Annotated in this window: 16 protein-coding genes and 1 riboswitch; of the genes, 5 read left to right on the top strand and 11 right to left on the bottom strand. The window is 74.0% G+C overall.

Going from position 1 to position 17298, the window contains the following annotated elements; all coding sequences use genetic code 11:
- Nucleotides 1-15 precede the first annotated feature (15 nt).
- The gene (locus Aeryth_RS14780) at nt 16-651 is read right to left on the bottom strand and encodes a TetR/AcrR family transcriptional regulator (protein ID WP_144433807.1); all 636 of its coding nucleotides are present in this window, start codon (nt 649-651) and stop codon (nt 16-18) included.
- Nucleotides 652-715: 64 nt separating this feature from the next.
- Here Aeryth_RS14780 and Aeryth_RS14775 point away from each other — a divergent pair, with 64 nt between their 5' ends.
- Complete coding sequence (locus Aeryth_RS14775; RefSeq protein ID WP_144433806.1) at nt 716-1384, top strand: hypothetical protein; 669 nt, start codon at nt 716-718, stop codon at nt 1382-1384.
- A gap of 50 nt (nt 1385-1434) precedes the next feature.
- Here the strand turns inward: Aeryth_RS14775 and Aeryth_RS14770 are convergent, their stop codons facing one another.
- Nucleotides 1435-2013 carry a TetR/AcrR family transcriptional regulator gene (locus tag Aeryth_RS14770; protein ID WP_067860278.1) on the bottom strand — a complete coding sequence of 193 codons (579 nt, stop codon included), beginning with the start codon at nt 2011-2013 and terminating at the stop codon, nt 1435-1437.
- Nucleotides 2014-2147: 134 nt separating this feature from the next.
- Between Aeryth_RS14770 and Aeryth_RS14765 the strand changes: the two genes are divergently transcribed.
- Nucleotides 2148-5189, top strand: coding sequence for an AfsR/SARP family transcriptional regulator (locus Aeryth_RS14765; RefSeq protein WP_083516475.1), 3042 nt, complete (start codon nt 2148-2150; stop codon nt 5187-5189).
- On the opposite strand, the gene Aeryth_RS14760 is transcribed toward Aeryth_RS14765, so the two are convergent.
- On the bottom strand, nt 5173-5838 hold the full coding sequence (locus tag Aeryth_RS14760; protein WP_067860273.1) for a CHAP domain-containing protein: 666 nt from the start codon (nt 5836-5838) through the stop codon (nt 5173-5175). The genes Aeryth_RS14765 and Aeryth_RS14760 overlap by 17 nt on opposite strands.
- 170 nt (nt 5839-6008) lie before the next feature.
- On the opposite strand from Aeryth_RS14760, the gene Aeryth_RS14755 reads away from it, so the two are divergent.
- On the top strand, nt 6009-6590 hold the full coding sequence (locus Aeryth_RS14755; RefSeq protein ID WP_067860270.1) for a M23 family metallopeptidase: 582 nt from the start codon (nt 6009-6011) through the stop codon (nt 6588-6590).
- Nucleotides 6591-6644: 54 nt separating this feature from the next.
- On the opposite strand, the gene Aeryth_RS14750 is transcribed toward Aeryth_RS14755, so the two are convergent.
- The gene (locus tag Aeryth_RS14750) at nt 6645-7484 is read right to left on the bottom strand and encodes an NAD(P)H-binding protein (RefSeq protein WP_067860268.1); all 840 of its coding nucleotides are present in this window, start codon (nt 7482-7484) and stop codon (nt 6645-6647) included.
- An 80-nt stretch (nt 7485-7564) separates the two neighbouring features.
- Here Aeryth_RS14750 and Aeryth_RS14745 point away from each other — a divergent pair, with 80 nt between their 5' ends.
- Nucleotides 7565-7996, top strand: coding sequence for an Rrf2 family transcriptional regulator (locus tag Aeryth_RS14745; RefSeq protein ID WP_067860266.1), 432 nt, complete (start codon nt 7565-7567; stop codon nt 7994-7996).
- A 45-nt stretch (nt 7997-8041) separates the two neighbouring features.
- Here the strand turns inward: Aeryth_RS14745 and Aeryth_RS14740 are convergent, their stop codons facing one another.
- The gene (locus tag Aeryth_RS14740; protein ID WP_236749755.1) at nt 8042-8821 is read right to left on the bottom strand and encodes a TetR/AcrR family transcriptional regulator; all 780 of its coding nucleotides are present in this window, start codon (nt 8819-8821) and stop codon (nt 8042-8044) included.
- Between the two features lie 83 nt (nt 8822-8904).
- Here Aeryth_RS14740 and Aeryth_RS14735 point away from each other — a divergent pair, with 83 nt between their 5' ends.
- Nucleotides 8905-10356, top strand: a complete 1452-nt coding sequence (locus Aeryth_RS14735; RefSeq protein ID WP_067860262.1) for an MFS transporter — start codon at nt 8905-8907, stop codon at nt 10354-10356.
- A 2-nt stretch (nt 10357-10358) separates the two neighbouring features.
- Here Aeryth_RS14735 and Aeryth_RS14730 read toward each other — a convergent pair whose 3' ends face one another.
- The 6 genes from Aeryth_RS14730 to Aeryth_RS14705 form a co-directional block, all read right to left on the bottom strand.
- Nucleotides 10359-10865, bottom strand: a complete 507-nt coding sequence (locus Aeryth_RS14730) for a hypothetical protein (protein ID WP_067860260.1) — start codon at nt 10863-10865, stop codon at nt 10359-10361.
- A 37-nt stretch (nt 10866-10902) separates the two neighbouring features.
- The gene (cobF, locus tag Aeryth_RS14725; protein ID WP_067860258.1) at nt 10903-11664 is read right to left on the bottom strand and encodes a precorrin-6A synthase (deacetylating); all 762 of its coding nucleotides are present in this window, start codon (nt 11662-11664) and stop codon (nt 10903-10905) included.
- A complete protein-coding gene (gene cobN, locus Aeryth_RS14720; protein WP_067860256.1) occupies nt 11661-15278 on the bottom strand; it encodes a cobaltochelatase subunit CobN in 3618 nt (1205 codons plus the stop codon). Before cobN ends, cobF begins: the two co-directional genes overlap by 4 nt.
- Nucleotides 15279-15313: 35 nt before the next feature.
- Nucleotides 15314-15429: riboswitch (cobalamin riboswitch) on the bottom strand.
- A 136-nt stretch (nt 15430-15565) separates the two neighbouring features.
- Nucleotides 15566-16228 (bottom strand): (2Fe-2S)-binding protein, encoded by a 663-nt coding sequence (locus tag Aeryth_RS14715; RefSeq protein WP_067860254.1) that lies wholly within the window; start codon nt 16226-16228, stop codon nt 15566-15568.
- A 9-nt stretch (nt 16229-16237) separates the two neighbouring features.
- Entirely contained in the window at nt 16238-16783 is a 546-nt protein-coding gene (locus Aeryth_RS14710; RefSeq protein WP_067861874.1) for an SRPBCC family protein, read from the bottom strand.
- Between the two features lie 89 nt (nt 16784-16872).
- Nucleotides 16873-17295: a HEAT repeat domain-containing protein gene (locus tag Aeryth_RS14705; protein ID WP_067860252.1), complete on the bottom strand. Its 423-nt coding sequence runs from the start codon at nt 17293-17295 to the stop codon at nt 16873-16875.
- Nucleotides 17296-17298 lie beyond the last annotated feature (3 nt).

Genomic DNA, 17298 nt, shown 5'->3' with positions numbered 1-17298 from the left:
GTGGCGCGAGGGGCGTCAGGTGCGGCCGGCGGCCTGGGCCAGGACGGGCTGGATGCACAGCTGGAGCACGTCGACCAAGGTGTCGACGAGCTCCTCGCGCGTGCGGGCGCCCGGGTCGGCGAGCCAGCGTGAGACGACGGCGTCGGCCAGGCCCACCAGTCCCGTCGCGTAGACGTCGCGGAGCGGGAGGCGGGCGGCGGCGTCGGAGCCGATGAGCTCGCCCGCGAGCGTCGCCACGACCGTCACGACGACGTCGGTGATGCGGTCGACCGGACTGCCGGACCCGGGTGCGGCGGGGAGCGCCCGGACGAAGTCGTAGAGCGGTCGGTGCTCGAGCACGAAGTCGAGGTAGGCGTCGATCGTGCCGCGCAGGCCGGCCTCCACGCCGTCGTCGGTGGTCATGCGCACGATCACGTGGTCGAGCAGCATCGAGACGATCCGGTCGGCGACCGCGACGTCGAGGTCGTGGCGGTGGTCGAACTGGCGGTAGAGCACCTGCCGCGTGACGCCGCAGGCGCGGGCGATCGACTCGACCGGTGCGTCGGCGCCCTCGGCGTCGATCACCGCGACCGCCCGCTCGACGATCTCCTCGCGGCGTCGCTCGCGGTGCCCGGCCCAGCGGCTCGCGCGTCCGTCCCCCGTCGTGGTCATGGCCACAGCCTAACCGCGATGCTGTGACAGCGTGTAACCGTTACAGTGCGTAGCAGTCACCATCGTGCTGGAGGTCCTGATGAACCCGTTCGCGTCCATGCCCGCCTGGGCCGCCCGCGTCGTCGCCGTGCAGCTGATCGCCGTGCTGACCATGCTGATCGTCGGCCTGGTGATCCTGCTCCCGTTCCTCCCGCGCCTCGCCGCCGCCGGGGTCGCGCTGCCCGAGCTCACCGAGTCCGCCGAGCGGTCGCCGCGCACGCTCGACCAGGTCGAGCGCATCGACGGCAACGTCGCGCGCGTGGTGCCGCCGGTGCTCGAGGCCGTCGCGGTGCTGCCCGAGGTCGGCGACCAGCTGACGCAGCTGCTCGACGTCGCCCGCTCCCTCGGAGCGACGGCCGACGGGGTGGTGTCGGCGGCCGACCGCGTGGCCGGGGCGGCTGAGCCGCTCGGCTCCGTGGGCGGCGACATCCGTGCCCTGCGTGAGCAGATCGACGGGCTGGAGTCCCAGCTCGCGTCGCTGCAGGGACTGCAGGAGCCGATCGACTCCCTCGCCACGTCGGCCCGGCCCCTGCCCGGCCAGCTGGAGCAGCTCACGGCGGCTGCCACCGCCATCGCGACCGTCGCCGACGTGCTGGACCAGCTGGTCGGCTCGATCGGCCGCATGGAGCAGCACGTCGCCAACCTCGACCGCAAGACCGGCCCGGTCCTGCTCCCGGACCTCACCTCCCGCTAGCCCCTCCCGCAGTCCAGCCCTCTCCACAGGATGCGGAAGAGGAGACGGGGTCAGGTGGTGCGGGTGGCGTGGTCGACGAGGACGGCCAGCTGGTGGAAGGCGGCAGCGTCGTCGAGGCCGGTGTCGGCCTCCACGGCACCGCGGTGTATGGCCTCGAGCACGAGCCCGGCGACCGAGCCGACGAAGCGCGGGTCGAGCCGACGTCGGCCCGACGCCTCCACCAGCTCCTTGACCCGCTGGGCCGCGAGACGGACGTTGTTGCGGTAGACCTCGCGGGCCGGCTCGTAGGCGTCGAGGTCGGCGAAGTACGTCGGCCCGGCGGGAGCCAGCTCCTCGGCGATCGCGTCGAGGTAGACGCTGATCCGGCGTCCACGGTCGGGCTCGGCGGCCACCCGTCGCTCGACGGCGTCGGTCGAGCGCCGGAACGACTCGCGCACCGTGGCCTGGATGATCTGCTCCTTGCTCGGCGCGACGACGTAGAGCGTCGACTTCGAGCAGCCGAGTCGCCGGGCGAGGTCCTCCAGGCTGAACACCAGGAAGCCCTCCGCGTGGAAGAGCGGGATCAGCTCGTCGAGCAGCGACTGGCGGCGCGCGTCGTCGCGGGCAGCGACGCTCGTCGGACGGACCATGCCCCGACCCTACCGCGGCCGAGTACCCAAGACGCCTCCTCAGTACCCTCGATGCGCGCCGTCGGCACCACTGCGCGTCCCAGGGAGCGGATCTGCGCTGGGGTGACGGGGCGTCCTGCGGCTAGGGTCCTGACGTGGACTGCTCGGGGGACAGGGTCGTGCTGACCGTGCTCGCGGGGGTCACGCTGCAGTGCGACGGTGCACCCGTCGCGCTGTCGAGCCTCGAACGCGCGCTCCTCGCCGGGCTCGCCGTGGGAGCCGGGTCCTCCAGCGACACGCTCGTCCGCTGGCTGTACGACGACACCCCACCCACCTCGGCGCGCAACCGGGTGCAGGCGCTCGTCTCCGGCCTGCGCCGCAAGTGCGACGCACCCCTCGTGCGCACGGCGGCCGACGGCTACGTCCTCGACGACGGCGTCCCGACGGACGTCGGACGGCTGCGAGCGTGCCGCGACCGCGCGCGGGCGCGGGCGCAGCGCTCGGAGGTGGGATGTCTCGACGACTTCCGGACCGCGCTCGACCTCGTGCCCGAGGAGGTCCTGCTCGACGTCCGTCCCACGTCGGCCGTGGAGCTCGAGCGCACGCGTCTCGCGGCCGAGCGGCTCGGTCTCTGGGAGGAGCACGTGGCCGCGGCGGTCGCGCTCGGCCGCGCCGACACGGTCGTCGCCGACCTGGCCCTGCTGACCGCCCTGCACCCGTTCCACGAGGGCCTGCTCGCCCACTCCGTGCTGGCGCTCGCGTCGGTGGGGCGTCGCGAGCAGGCGCTGCGGGTCTACCGCGAGGCGTTCGAGCGGCTCGACGTCGAGCTGGGGGTCGAGCCGTCGGACCTGCTGCGCTCCGCGCACGCCCGGGTGCTGGAGGGCGACGTGGTGCCCGTGCGGGCGTCCGACGTCACGACCGTGCCCGGTGCCGACACTGCACTGCGCCGACCCACGGCGCCCCGGACGCTGCCGCGGCGCTCGCCGGGCTTCGTCGGCCGCGCGCACGAGCTGGAGGCGGTGCTCGGCGCCGCCCAGCAGGTCGACGACGGGCCGGTCGTCGTGCACCTGACGGGGCTGCCGGGGATGGGCAAGTCGACGCTCGCGGTCGAGGCGGGCCATCGCCTGCGCGACCGCTTCCCGGACGGCTCGCTGCACCTCGACGCCGGTCGCACACCGACGGGTCCGGACGCCGGGGCGGCCCTCGGCACCTTCCTCCGGCTGCTGGGCACGCACCCCGAGGCCGTCCCCGCCGACGTCGCCGAGCGAGCCGCCCTCTACCGCAGCCTGCTGCACGAGCGACGGGTCCTCGTCGTGCTCGACGACGTGGGAGCGGACGTCGCAGCGCCGGCCCTGCTCGACCTGCTGCCGGCGTCGGCGGGCTCCATGGCCGTCGTCGTGTCGCGGCGGGACCTGCCGTGGCTCGACGCGGACGTGCGCGTGCCGGTGGGCTCGCTCTCCACGGGTGCGGCCCGCGAGCTGCTCGTCCGCGAGCTCGGGTCGGAGCGGGTCGAGCGCGACCAGGCCGACGCCGACCGGCTGGTGGTCGCGCTCGGTGCCGCGCCCCTCGCCCTGCGGCTCGCGGCCGGGCGGGCACGGCAGCGACCCGACGTGGCGCTGGGCCGCCTGGCCGACCGGCTCTCCACCGGCGACGACGGCACCATGGCCTCGATCGCGGCGAGCCTCGCGGAGGTGTGGGAGCAGCTGCCCGGGGAGGTGCAGGAGGCGGCCCACCGCGTGGCCCGGCTGCGACTGCCTGCGTTCAGCGCCTGGGTGCTCGGGGCGCTGCTCGGCGACGACCACGCGGGGGAGCGGGCGATCGACGCCCTGAGCGCGCTGCACCTCGTCGAGCCGGTGCGGCACCTCGGGCAGGCGACGCAGTTCAAGTTGCACGACGTCGTCGCACGGTTCCTGCGCGGCACCGACACGCACGACGACGACACGTCACCGGCGGAGCGGGTGGCGGCGCTGTTGCTCGAGCGGGGACGTCCGGCGCACCGGGCCCACCCGACGCAGCTGCTCCCCGAGCCCCCGAACGGTGCTCGCCCGACGTCGCAGGCCACGACGTCGCAGGACGCGGCGCAGAGGTGGGACCGGACGTCGGCGGTGCGGTTCTTCGCGACGGAGAACGCGACCGCTCGGGTGCTGGCCTCCTCGTTGGCGCCGCACCGACCCGACCTCGCGTGGCGGCTCCTCGTCCTGGTCGCACCCGCGCACCACGGCGCGCCGGCCGAGGAGGACTGGGTGGCGTGCCTCGACCTCGTGGGCGGTGTCCTCGGGCGCGCCGCGCCCGACGACGTCGACGCGGCGACGGGCCGTGCCTTTCTCGACCTCTGCCGGGCCTGGCACCTGCAGGCCCGCGCCTCGTCGTCGGAGCAGGCCGGACGCCTGGCGGAGTCGGCGGCGGCCCGGCTGGTCGACGCCGGTCACCCGCGGGCCGCGGCCGCCGCGCAGGTGGTGGCCGCCTCGGCGGCGCTCGCGCTCGGGCGTCGCGACGCGGCGGTGGCGGCGCTCGACGCGGCGACGGCGGCGCTCGACGGCGTCCACGACCCGGTCCTCGCCGGCTGGGTCGCGAACGGCCGCGGCACCGTGCACAACGACTACGACGAGAACGAGGCTGCGGCGGTGGCCTTCGCGCAAGCGCGGGCGCTGCTCGAGCCGACCGCCGCCCGGGCGGGATACCGCCAGGCGACGCTGGAGCTCTCACGGTCGTACCGTCGCCTCGGGGTGCTCGGTGAGGCGCAGAAGCTGATCCTCGAGGTGGTCGGCCTGCTCGAGGACGACGGGGACGACTACGACCGCGGCTACGTGCTGGACGCCCAGGCCGAGGTCGCGGTCGCGCTCGGACGGGGCGCCGACGGTGTCGAGCTCGCCCGCAGCGCGCGGGCGTGGGCCGTCCGGTCGCGCGACGCCTTCGTCGCCGCCCGCGCCCGCCGCACCCTCGCGGGAGCGCTGCGCCTGGAAGGCCGACCGGCGGAGGCGGAGGCGGAGCTGCGCCTCGCGGTGACCGAGCTGACCGCCTTGGGCCGCCAGCTCAGCGCGGCCGCGGCCTGGCGTGCTCTCGCGGCCCTGCTGGACGATGCCGGGCGCACGGAGGAGGCCGCGGAGGCCCGCCGGCTGGAACGGGAGGCCTCCGCGGCTGCTCAGGCTGGGGGAGCGCCCCCTGGCGCGTCCCCCGTCCTCACTCCGCCGACGTGAAGCCGCGGAACGTCTTGTCCTTGATCGTCGGTCCGTCGCCGTCCCAGAGGTAGTACTTGTAGCCGATCTCGTCGCCGCCGACGTTGCCCTCGACGGTGTAGATCTTGTTGCCGTTGACCTCGACGACCACGCCGACGTGACCGCCGCCCGCGTTGTTGTTCTTCCACACGAGCACGTCCCCCGGGAGCGGGCGCGCGGTCGACGACGCCGAGAAGGGCTTGAAGCGCGATCCCGTCTGGTCCGCCCAGTTCTGCGAGCCCGGGTAGTACTGCGGGATGGCCGGGAAGTCGGACTTGGACGGGACCAGACGGTTGGTCCAGGCCCAGGCGGCGAAGGAGCCGCACCACTCCTGGCCGTTGTAGTTGTTGAACAGGTTCTTGTTGGTGTTGCTGCCGCCGTACTCGAACAGGTTGCGGTCCTGCACCGGCGTGCTGTTGCGCTTCGTGCCATAGCGGTCGATGTACGGCAGGGGCTTGCCGAGCGCCCACATCGCACGCTCCACCACGGCCTGGCGGTTCGCGGAGATCGCCGTGGCGGACGACGTCGAGCTGGTGCCGGCGGTGTCGGCGTGCGCGGACCCGGCGACGGCCGGTCCGGCGAGGAGGGCCGCTGCGGTGAGGGCAGCGGCGGCGAGACGGGTGCGCTTCATGAGGTGTCCTCGGTTCGTAGGTGCCTGGCGACGCCGTCCGCCGCCGTGCCTCAGCCTGCCGAGCGCCGCTGCGAACTCGCTGCGAACGGCTCGGAGCGTGATCGCAGAGCGCGTCGGCAGGCTCTCGTCATCGGCGCGACGGGGGTCGCGCCACGACACCAGGAGGACGGATGAACCGACGACGGACGATCGCCCTGACGGTCGCAGCAGCTGTGCCCGCGACCCTGCTCGCCGGCTCGCTCGCGGCTGCCGCCCACGCGGCACCCACGGCGAGCGAGGCGACCGCGTCGCAGGCCCGGCCACCGCTGCAGGTGCCCTTCCGCTGCGGCGAGGCCTGGCCGGTGAAGACGTACAGCGACCACACGCCCAACCGCCTGGCGGTGGACTTCAACATCGCCGGGTCGTCCGACGCCGGGCGTCCCGTGCTGGCGAGCGCGTCCGGCAAGGTCATCGGCGTCTCGAAGAAGTACACGAGCTACGGCCACGCGGTGGAGATCGACCACGGGAACGGCTGGCGCAGCTTCTACGCCCACCTGCAGGAGGACAGCATCGCCGTCTCCGTGGGGCAGCAGGTCTCGCCGATCACGCAGATCGGTCGCGTCGGCAGCACCGGCAAGAGCACCGGACCTCACCTGCACTACGAGCAGCGTCAGGTGGTGGACGGCCGGTCGGTCCTGCGCCCCGTCATCCTCAACGGGCACGCGTTCAACTACGACAAGACGGGCACGCAGACGTTCACGCGGCCCTGCTGACCTGCCGCCGTGCGGCGCCGTGGACCCCTGAGCCCGGCGCCGCACGGTCGCGCGTCAGGCGACGACGTCCTCGACCGGGGTGGCGGGACGCCCGGTGAGGTCCTCCACGGCCGAGGAGACGGCGGCGAGCCGGCCCTCGCGGATGGCCGTGCCGAACGAGGCGAGCAGGTGGGCGACCGGCGTCGGCAGGCCGGCCTGCTCGAGCCCGGCCACGTAGGCGGCGTCGTCGACCTGGACGACCTCGACCGGCTCGCCACGACGCTGCGCCGCGAGCGTCGCGACGTCGTCGGCCGTGATCGCGCGCGGGCCTGTGACGTCGAGCGCGACGTCGTCGAGCTCGGTGCTCAGCAGCGCGGCGACCGCGGCGGCGGCGCAGTCGGCGCGGGTCACGTAGGCGGCACCGCCGTCACCGGTGTTGGTGACGTGCTGGCCCGACGCGGCGGCCTGCGCGATCGTGTCGGCCTGCATGTCGGCGTAGAGGTTGTTGCGCAGGAACGTCCAGCGCAGGCCGCTCTCGCGCAGGTCGCGCTCGGTGGCCACGTGGTCGGGGGTCACGGCTGCGGGATTGTCGTCGGAGGGGTCGACGACCGAGGTGTAGAGCACGCGGCGCACGCCGGCGGCCTTCGCGGCCTCGACGGCTCGGCGCTGTCCCTCGACGCGGCTGCCGACGGCGTCGGTCGAGACAAGGAGCAGCTCGTCGACGCCCTCGAACGCGGTGGCGAGCGTGGTCGGGTCGTCGAAGTCGGCGGCGCGCACCGTCACCCCGGGGCGGTCGAGCTTCTCGGGGGAGCGGGTGAGCAGGACGACGTCGGACGGGTCGGCCTGCTGGAGCAGGAGGTCGGCGGCGAGCGAGCCGAGCTGGCCCGAGGCTCCGGTGATGGCGTAGGTGGTCATGGCGTCCTCATTCGTGTGCAGAGTGATTGCGGTTGTCCTAACTATAACCATGCTGATGACGGATGTGCCAGACTGGGGTCATGGCCAGTCCGCAGAGCACCCAGTTCGCCGTCGCGGTGCACGTGCTCACCTACCTGGCCGGCGCGGGCGCCGGGCCCGGGTCGCAGCCGGGTCGTCTCGTCGGCGCCACCGAGCTGGCCGCCAGCACGCAGGTGACGGCCGTCCACGTCCGACGCGTGCTCGCGCCGCTGCGCGAGGCGGGGCTCCTGGCCTCGACGCCGGGCGCCCACGGCGGCTGGCGGCTGCTGGTCGACCCTGCCGACATCCGTCTGGACACGGTCTGGCGCCTCGTGCGCGGGGAGGAGCCCGTGCTGGCGATCCACCTGCCCAGCCCCCGCTGCCCGGTCGGTCGCAGCATCCAGGACGGTCTCACCCAGGTCGACGCCGAGGTCGCGCGAGCCACCGAGGCGACCCTCGCGCGCACGACCGTCGCCGACCTCGTCCCCCGCTGAGTGTGACGTTTCGGCCCCGATCCGCCGCGGATCGGGGTCGAAACGTCACCCTCGGCGGGGTGGGGGAGGGGGGCGGTGGCCCGCTCGCAGGCTCAGGCCCGCAAGGAGGAGGTCGAGCCCGGCGCGGAACTGGGCGGCGTCGTCGTGGTCGGCGAAGACGTCGACGATGGTGTGCAGGAACGGCCACTCGTCGGGGTCGAGCTCGCGCCACTCGGCCACGGTCCGGGCCAGGTAGTCCGAGCGCGTGGTGCTGCCGTCGACGACCTCCTCGGGCGGCTGCTGGCCGAGGTCGGCCGCGATGCCGATGACGTAGCCGACGACGGCCGACGCGGCGTTGAACGTCTCGAGCGGGTCCAGGCCCAGGCGGAGCACGTGCTGGCCGACGCGCTCGTAGTAGCGCAGCGAGTTGGGCTGCGACCCGGTGTTGCGCATGAAGTAGGTGCCCAGCCACGGACGGTCGGCCACCGCGTCGAACAGGGCGATCGCGGTGCGGCGCAGGTCGTCGACCGGGTCGCCGTCGACGTAGCCTTCCGTGGCGTCCAGGACGCCCTCGAGGACGAAGTCGGCGGCGCGCTCGAGCAGCTCGTCCTTGCTGGAGACGTACCAGTAGATGCTGCCCACGCCGCCGCCCAGTCGTGCGGCGAGGGCGCGGAACGTGAGCGCGGGCTCGCCCGCCTCGTCGAGGAGCCCGACCGCCTCGGTCAGGACCGACTCCATCGAGTGGGTGGTCCGGCTGCGCAGGGGCGGCTGGCGTCGCGGCGGGCCGGGTGGGCGCGGGGGGCGCGGCTGGCGGGGCGCGCCGGCAGGGGGTCGTCGGGGACTCACTCTTGCATCCTATCGAACCATGTTCTATCGTCTCGAACAGCGTTCGATGGTCGAACGCTGTTCGAGACTTCCGGAGGTGGCTCATGACGACCACGACCACGGCTCCGACGACCCGCACCTACCCCTCGCTGCGCGCCGCCTGGATCCCCCTCACCGCCCTCTGCCTCGCGTTCTTCGTCGAGATGGTCGACAACACGCTGCTGTCGATCGCGCTGCCCACCATCGGCCGCGACCTGCACGGCACCACGACGTCGCTGCAGTGGGTCACCGGCGCCTACGCCCTGACCTTCGGCGGCCTCATGCTCACCGCCGGCTCGGTGGCCGACCGCTTCGGTCGCCGCAGGGTGCTCCTCGTCGGCCTCGCCGCGTTCGGCACCATCAGCCTGGGCGCGCTGCTCGTCGGCTCGACGGCCGAGCTCATCGCCCTGCGCGCCGCGCTCGGGCTCTGCGCCGCCGCGATGGCGCCCATCACCAACTCGCTCGTCTTCCGCCTCTTCGACGACGAGGCGCTGCGACGTCGCGCGTTCCCGATCATGATGATGGTCGGCATGGCGGGCTTCGTGCTCGGACCCGTGCTCGGCGGCACGGCGCTGGAGCACGTGGGCTGGGAGTGGCTGCTCGCCGTGAACGCCCCGATCGCGCTGGTCGCCTGGATCGGCGTGCGCGTCGGTGTCGCCGCGGACCACGCCGACGACCTCACCGACGACGCGCTCGACCTGCCCGGGGCGGCCTTCAGTGTCGCCGCCATCGGCCTCGGTGCGTACGCCCTCACCAGCGGCGTCGAGCGCGGCTGGCTGTCGGCCGTCACCCTCGCCTGCGTGCTCGGCTCGGTGGCTTCCGCGGTCCTCTTCGTCCGCCACGAGCGCCGCACCGCGTCGCCCATGCTCGACCTCGACGTCTTCCGGCGCGGCACCGTCCGCGGGGCGACGATCGCGCAGCTCGGCACGTCCGTCGCGATGACCGGCGTGATGTTCTCGCTCGTCCTGCACTTCCAGTACGCCTACGGCTGGAGCCCCGTCCGCGCCGGCCTGGCGAGCCTGCCGATGATCGTCACGATGCTGCTCTCGAACCCGCTGACGGAGTCGATGGTCTCGCGCCTCGGGCACCGCGTCGCCTGCCTGGTCGGTGCGGGTCTGCTCGCCGTCGGCCTGGTCACGATGGCGTACGCGGTCGAGCACGGGTACCCCGCGATCGTCGTCGCGATGGTCGTCATGGTCGTCGGCCTGCGCACCGTCATGATGACCTGCGCGGTCGCGCTGATCGGCGCGATGCCCGGCAACCGGACGTCGCTCGGGGCAGCCCTGAACGACACGGCCCAGGAGCTCGGCACCAGCGTCGGCACGGCGCTCGTGGGCACGTTGCTCGCCACGCTCGTGGTGCAGGCGCTGCCGGCCGGGGCCTGGACGCCGGACCTCGTCGCCTCGTTCTTCCACGGCGAGCGGATCGTCTTCCTCGTGCTCGCGGTCGTGTCCGGGTCGATCGCCGCCTACGGCGCGAGCACCCTGACCGACTCCCGCGACACCGAGGAGGCCTGACGTCAGGGCGTGATGACCCGGACCGCGACGGGGACCAGCTGCGTGCCGGTCTGCCAGAGGTGCCGGGCGTCGCGCGTGTAGCGCACCCGGAGGCCGCGCAGCTCTACGTCGCCCCGCGCGCGGGGGGTGACGCGCACGAGCAACGACTCGTCCGGGCGGGTGCGGGTCCCGGCCTTCGCGGGCCGCGCGGTCGAGCAGATCGCGGTGAGGTCGCCGGCGGTCGACACCTCGACCGAGGCGTCGCCGTCGAGCCGGCCGCAGAGCAGCACCTGCACGTCGGCCCGCGTGGTGCCCGCGGGCAGGTCCGGCTCGACCGACCGCAGGGTCAGGCCCGGCGGGACGCTCGGCACGACCACGACGTCGACCGTGCTGTCGACGGCCGCGCGCTGCGCCACCCGCTCGGCGTCGCCAGGCAGGGCCGTGGGCTGGGTCCACCACGACACGGCGAGTGCCAGGACGGTCACGACCACGAGACCGAGGACGGCGATGCGGCGGTGGTCCGAGAGCACGTCCCGACCATCTCACGGTCAGCGGGGTGGGGAGGGTTCAGGTGGGGAGGCGCAGGAGGAAGAGGTCCATCACCCAGCCGGCCTCGGCCTTTGCGGCCGCACGCGCTGCCGCGATCGCGTCGGCCACGTCGGCCACCCGGCCCGCGACGAGCCGCTCCGACGGCGCCCCCAGGTTCGCGCCCCACCAGACCTGCCAGTCGTCGAGGCCCGACAGGTCGGTCCCCGACGTCAGGAACACGACGACGTTGCGCTGCCCCTGCTCCACCGCCTCGCGCAGACGGCGCTCCGTCGTCACGTGCACGGGCTGCCCGACCTCGTGCAGCACCACCCGGTGCCGGGCGGCGAGCAGCTGCAGTGCCGAGATGCCCGGCAGCACCGACCAGTCGACCGCGACCGCGCCCCGCGCGAGCACCCGCTCCACCACCCGGATGGTCGAGTCGTAGAACGCCGGGTCGCCCCACACGAGCACCACGACGTCGCCGTCGGGGTGCTCCAGGAGCGCCTGCTCCCACGCCTGCGCCCGCGCCTCGTGCCAGTCGCCGACGACGCCCTCGTACCCCGACGTGGTCGACGTCGACGCGGCCGACCGGTCACGCTCGGGGTCGACGACCTCCACGACCCGCAGGCGGGGTGCGTGGTGGGCCAGGAGGTCCCGACGCACCGCGGCGAGCGGGTCCCCCGTCCGCTTCACCGTCACCAGAGCCACCGACGCCGACTGCAGCGCCTGGACCGCCTCCAGCGTCAGGTGGTCGGGATGGCCGAGGCCGATCCCGACCAGGGTCAAGCGCCGCCGGGTCACGTGTGCCGGTCCTCCAGGTCGCCCTCGAGGTCGAGGTACACCTGCTGCATGGCCGCGACGACCTCCGGGTCGGGCTCGGCCCACAGGCCACGCTCGGCCGCCTCGCCGAGCCGCTCGACGATGCCGCGCAGCGCCCACGGGTTCGACGTGCGCATGAACTCCTGGTTGGTCTCGTCGAGGACGTACTCGGTGGCGAGCTTCTCGTACATCCAGTCGTGCACGACGCCCGCGGTCGCGTCGAAGCCGAACAGGTAGTCGACGGTGGCCGCCAGCTCGAACGCGCCCTTGTAGCCGTGGCGCTGCATGGCCGAGATCCAGCGCGGGTTGACCACGCGGGCACGGAAGACGCGCGTCGTCTCCTCCTGCAGCGTGCGGGTGCGCACCGCGTCGGGCGTGGTCGAGTCGCCGACGTAGGCCTTCGGCTCGGCGCCGGTGAGCGCACGGACCGTCGCGACCATGCCGCCGTGGTACTGGAAGTAGTCGTCGGAGTCGGCGATGTCGTGCTCGCGGGTGTCGATGTTCTTCGCCGCCACCGCGATGCGCCGGTAGTTGGCGCGCATGTCCTCCGCCGCCGGACGGCCGTCGAGGTCGCGGCCGTAGGCGAAGCCGCCCCACGCCGTGTACACCTCGGCGAGGTCGTCGTCGGTCTTCCAGTTGCCGGCCTCGATGACCTGCAGGATGCCCGCGCCGTAGGAGCCCGGCTTGGAGCCGTAGATGCGGGTGGTGGCTCGACGCCGGTCGCCGTGCTCGGCGAGGTCGGCCTCGGTGTGCGCGCGGACGTAGTTCTGCTCCAGGGGCTCGTCGAGCTCGGCCACCTGGCGGATGGCGTCGTCGAGGATGCCGATGACGTGCGGGAACGCGTCGCGGAAGAAGCCGGAGATCCGGACCGTGACGTCGATGCGCGGGCGCCCGAGCTCCTCCAGCGGCACGACGCGCAGGCCGTTGACGCGCCGCGAGGCCGGGTCCCACTCGGGCTCGACGCCGATGAGCGCCAGCACCTCGGCGACGTCGTCGCCCGACGTGCGCATGGCCGAGGTGCCCCACACCGACAGGCCCACGGAGCGCGGGTATTCGCCGGTGTCGGACAGGTGCTTCTCGAGCAGGGAGTCGGCCATCGCGCGCCCGGTCTCCCAGGCGAGGCGCGACGGCACCGCCTTCGGGTCGACGGTGTAGAAGTTGCGGCCCGTGGGCAGCACGTTGACGAGTCCGCGCAGCGGCGAGCCCGACGGGCCGGCGGGGATGAAGCCGCCCTCGAGCGCGTGCAGCACGTGGTCGAGCTCGTCGGTGGTCTGCGCGAGGCGCGGCACGACCTGCTCGGCGGCGAAGCGCAGCACGTCGCGGACCACCGGGTCGTCGTGCAGGCCCTCGACGGCGGCGGTGTCCCAACCGGCGTCCTCCATGCCCTGCACGAGGGCGCGGGCCTGCTCCTCGACGGCGTCGATGCGCTGCAGCGACTCGCGGTCCTGGCCCTCGGTGTCGCCCTGCAGGCCGAGCGCGGCGCGCAGGCCGGGGACGGCACCGGTCTCGCCGCCCCAGATCTGTGCGGCGCGCAGGATCGAGAGCACGAGGTTCACGCGCGCCTCGCCGCCCGGCGCCTGGCCCAGCACGTGCAGGCCGTCGCGGATCTGGGCGTCCTTGATCTCGCAGAGCCAGCCGTCGACGTGGAAGATGAAGTCGTCGAAGCCCTCGTCGTCGGGCTGGTCGTCGAGGCCGAGGTCGCGGTGCATCTCGGCGGCCCGCATGTGGGTCCAGATCTGCTCGCGGATGGCGGGCAGCTTGGCCGGGTCCATCGCGCCGATGTTGGCGTACTCGTCGAGCAGCTGCTCGAGCTTGGCGATGTCGCCGTAGCTCTCGGCACGCGCCATCGGCGGGATGAGGTGGTCGACGATCGTGGCGTGCGCGCGACGCTTGGCCTGCGCGCCCTCGCCCGGGTCGTTGACGAGGAACGGGTAGATCAGCGGCAGGTTGCCGATGGCGGCGTCGGTGCCGCAGGCCGCCGACAGCGCGGCGTTCTTGCCGGGCAGCCACTCCATCGAGCCGTGCTTGCCCAGGTGCACGACGGCGTGCGCGCCGAACTCCTCTTCGACCCAGCGGTAGGCGGCGAGGTAGTGGTGCGACGGCGCCATGTCGGGGTCGTGGTAGATCGCGACCGGGTTCTCGCCGTAGCCGCGGGGCGGCTGGATCATCAGCACGACGTTCCCGGCGCGGATGGTGGCGAGCACGATCTCGCTGTCGTCGTTCACGAAGAGCCTGCCGGGCGCGGGACCCCACGCCTCGAGCATCGCGTCGCGCAGGTCGGGGTGGAAGCCCTCGAACCACTCGGTGTAGCGGCCGGCGGGGATGCGCACGTGGCTCTCGGTGAGCTGCGTGTGGGTGAGCCACTCCTCGTCCTGGCCGCCGGCGTCGATGAGCGCGTGGATGAGGGCGTCACCGGCCTCGGTGAGGTCGTCGTGCTCGAGGCCCGGGATCTCGCCCGGGGCGCCGAGGTCGTAGCCGGCGTCGCGCATGGCACGCAGCAGACGGATGGTGGAGGCGGGGGTGTCGAGGCCGACCGCGTTGCCGACCCGGCTGTGCTTCGTGGGGTACGCCGACAGCATGAGCACGACCTTGCGCTCGGCCGGCGGCGTGTGGCGCAGGCGGGCGTGGGCGGCGGCGATGCCGGCCACGCGGGCGCTGCGCTCGGGGTCGGCGACGTAGCGCGGCAGCCCGTCCTCGTCGACCTCCTTGAACGAGAAGGGTGCGGTGATGATGCGCCCGTCGAACTCGGGGATGGCGATCTGGTTGGCGGAGTCCAGCGGCGAGACGCCGTCGTCGGAGGCCTCCCACTCGGCGCGGCTCGACGTCAGGCTGAGGCCCTGGAGGATCGGGATGTCGAGGGCCTTGAGCCGCGCGACGTCCCACGACTCGTCGTCGCCGCCGGCGCTGACGGTGCCGGGCTTGGTGCCACCGGCCGCGAGCACGGTGACGATCAGCGCGTCGAGGTTCGCCATCTCCTCGAAGAGCGCGTCGGGCGCGGCGCGCAGCGACGAGCTGAAGATCGGGACGCCGACGGCGTCGCCCGTGGCGTCGACGGCGTCGGCCAGCGCGTGCGCGAAGCCGCTGTTGCCGCTCGCCTCGTGGGCGCGGTAGTAGAGGACGCCGATGCGGGCCTTGCCCACGTTCTCCGCGGCGTCGGCGCCCTGCGGACGGGGCGCCAGGCCCCACTCCGGGAGGACCTTCGGCGGCTCGAAGCCCTCGCCCGTCAGCAGGACGGTGTCGGAGAGGAAGGCGTGCAGCTGGGCGAGGTTCTCCGGCCCGCCCTCCGCGAGGTACACGTGGGCGTCGGCGCACACGCCGATCGGCACCGTCGACTGCTCCATCAGCTCGGCGCTGGGTGACTGCTCGCCACCGAGCACGACCATCGGCTTGCCGGTGGCGCGGATCCGCGCGAAGCCGGAGCACAGGTCCTGCGGCGACCCGAGGATGCGGGCGACGACGAGGTCGGCCGCCTCGATGGCCGCGGCCATGTCGGTGTGGCCCGGCTTGGCGGGGTTCGCGTACACGTAGTCGGCGCCGCTGGCGCGGGCCGAGAGCAGGTCGGTGTCGGACGTCGAGAGCAGCGCGATGCGGGTCATCGGGGTTCCTCCTCGGGGTTCTCGCCCCGTGCGGCGGGAGTCGCCGCGAAGGGTGTCTGGCTGTACCTGCTCGCAGGCGTCACAGTGGCGGAACCGCGCCGGACTCGCACCGGCTTCCCCGACCCGCGGCGACGGGTCCCGGCCAGCCTAGTCGGCCGAGCGCCCGAACCCCCTATCGGTGGATCACCAACCCCAGGACGCTCCCTGCGGTTGATGATCCACCGATCGCCGGGATCGTCGTCACGGAGGTTGCTGATCCACCGATGGGGGGCTGCGGTGGGAGGGGGTCAGGCGAGGACGCAGTCGCCGCAGGTGCCGCCGCCGGGGATCCGGTAGAAGAGGCAGCAGGAGCGGCGCCGGAACGGCAGGTCGGGCTCCCCCGTGCCCACGAGGTAGGGGTGCGCGAGTGCCCGGGCGCCGACGTCGAGCGCGCGGTCGGCGACGTCGGGGCGGGCGAGCGTGGCCATGCGCAGCGCCCCGAACACGGCCGAGGCCGCGTTGCCCGCCAGCACCTGCTCCGAGACCGAGTGCTCCGTGCGCAGACGAGCGGCGAGCGGCGCCACCACGTCGGACAGCACGGCCTCGAGGTCGGGCGCCGACCACGCACCGGCGGCCAGGGGCAGCGTGCCCGTGGGCTGCTCGCGCCAGTGCACGTCGGCCGGCGCGTCGACGTCGAGGAGCAACGCGCCCACGGTCGGCGAGAGCAGGCGTGCGAACAGCCCCAGCGACGCCACCGACGCCGCCACCCGCGGCTCCACCGCCTGCCGCCCGTGGCCCGGCACCCCCGCCGAGCTCGCCGCGGAGACGCGCGACGCGAGCGCGAGGTGCGTCGCGACCACGCGCGTGTGCAGGTAGGTTCCGTCGACGAGGTCGGCCAGCGGCCGCCAGCCGTCGCCGTCGACGGTCCGCTCGACGGCGAAGAACTCGCCGAGGCGGTCGAGCTCAGGCATGGCGACGGCTCACGACGCGTCGTCGGTGCGGTCCTGGGGGGCCTGCTCCCGGCCACGTTCCCACTCGAGCTCACGCTTGAGCCGGTCGAGCGTGCGGCGGATGTTGCCCCGCTGGAACGTCGCGAAGGAGTCGCGTCCCGTGGCCACCCGGTCGAACACCGACGCCGTCCAGTCGGGCCAGCCGGTGCGACCGTCGAGCCACGTCTCGGTCACGAGCGTGCCGCCCACGGCGGGCTCGAACGTGTACTCCCACGACGCCACCCGCACCGGCAGCAGACGTCGGCCCGGACCCCAGGCGCGCACGTCGAACGCGAAGCGTCGGCCGGGGTCGGCCGCCGTCACGACGCAACGCGTGTGCCAGCGGGCGCGGCCGCGACGGTTCGTGCCCACGAACACCGTGCCGACCCCGATCGGCGCGCCCGGGTCGGCGAGCTCGGCGCCCGTGTTCTCCGGGCTCCAACGCCCCATCTGCCGGACGTCGCTGAGCGCGGCGTAGACGACGTCGGGCTCGACGCCGACCACCACGGTGTCGCTGACGGTGAGGGCTCGGGACATGCACGGGAGGCTACCCGCGGTGCCGTCGCCGCGCCGACGCGAGGGGCGCCCAGGGAACAGGCGCGCCGCGACCGTCACCAGCCCCTCCCTCACCAACACTGGGCCCAGGCGGCCACCGACCGCACCGTCGGGGACGAGTCGTCGCAGAGCCGCTCGAGCAGGTCGGGTGACGACGCCGGGTTCGCGGCCACCCAGCCGCGGATCGTCTCGTCCGCGTCGGTCGCGAGCCGGTCGAGCAGGTCCGGCGGCGACGCGGGGTGGCGCGCCACGGCGGCGCGCACGCCCAGGTCGGGGTCGGCGGCCAGCCGCTGCAGCACCTCCGCGGCCGCCAGCGACGAGCCCGCCGCGGCGGCCCGCACCCGCGGGTCGGGCGACATGGCCATCTCCGCCACCCGCCGCCGCTTGGACGCCGACGCCTCGGGCGAGCGGAACGTCGACACCGGGCGGGGGTCGTCGCCCGCGGCGCGCACCCGGGCCAGCTGCTCGGGGGTGAAGAACCCGACGCACGACATGCT

It is taken from the genome of Aeromicrobium erythreum, from assembly GCF_001509405.1.
Lineage (GTDB): Bacteria > Actinomycetota > Actinomycetes > Propionibacteriales > Nocardioidaceae > Aeromicrobium > Aeromicrobium erythreum.
The sequence above is the reverse complement of the archived record's forward strand: the minus strand, read 5'-3'. Positions and strand labels throughout refer to the sequence as shown.

Bases quoted from the DNA above. Each gene is read 5' to 3' on its own strand.
- Aeryth_RS14750 (WP_067860268.1), bottom strand. From the start codon at position 7,484: ATGACCACCTACGCCATCACCGGAGCCTCGGGCCAGCTCGGCTCGCTC.
- Aeryth_RS14760 (WP_067860273.1), bottom strand. From the start codon at position 5,838: ATGAAGCGCACCCGTCTCGCCGCCGCTGCCCTCACCGCAGCGGCCCTC.
- Aeryth_RS14710 (WP_067861874.1), bottom strand. From the start codon at position 16,783: ATGTCCCGAGCCCTCACCGTCAGCGACACCGTGGTGGTCGGCGTCGAG.
- Aeryth_RS14705 (WP_067860252.1), bottom strand. From the start codon at position 17,295: ATGTCGTGCGTCGGGTTCTTCACCCCCGAGCAGCTGGCCCGGGTGCGC.
- Aeryth_RS14780 (WP_144433807.1), bottom strand. From the start codon at position 651: ATGACCACGACGGGGGACGGACGCGCGAGCCGCTGGGCCGGGCACCGC.
- Aeryth_RS14715 (WP_067860254.1), bottom strand. From the start codon at position 16,228: ATGCCTGAGCTCGACCGCCTCGGCGAGTTCTTCGCCGTCGAGCGGACC.
- cobN (WP_067860256.1), bottom strand. From the start codon at position 15,278: ATGACCCGCATCGCGCTGCTCTCGACGTCCGACACCGACCTGCTCTCG.
- Aeryth_RS14745 (WP_067860266.1), top strand. From the start codon at position 7,565: ATGGCCAGTCCGCAGAGCACCCAGTTCGCCGTCGCGGTGCACGTGCTC.
- Aeryth_RS14755 (WP_067860270.1), top strand. From the start codon at position 6,009: ATGAACCGACGACGGACGATCGCCCTGACGGTCGCAGCAGCTGTGCCC.
- Aeryth_RS14770 (WP_067860278.1), bottom strand. From the start codon at position 2,013: ATGGTCCGTCCGACGAGCGTCGCTGCCCGCGACGACGCGCGCCGCCAG.
- Aeryth_RS14735 (WP_067860262.1), top strand. From the start codon at position 8,905: ATGACGACCACGACCACGGCTCCGACGACCCGCACCTACCCCTCGCTG.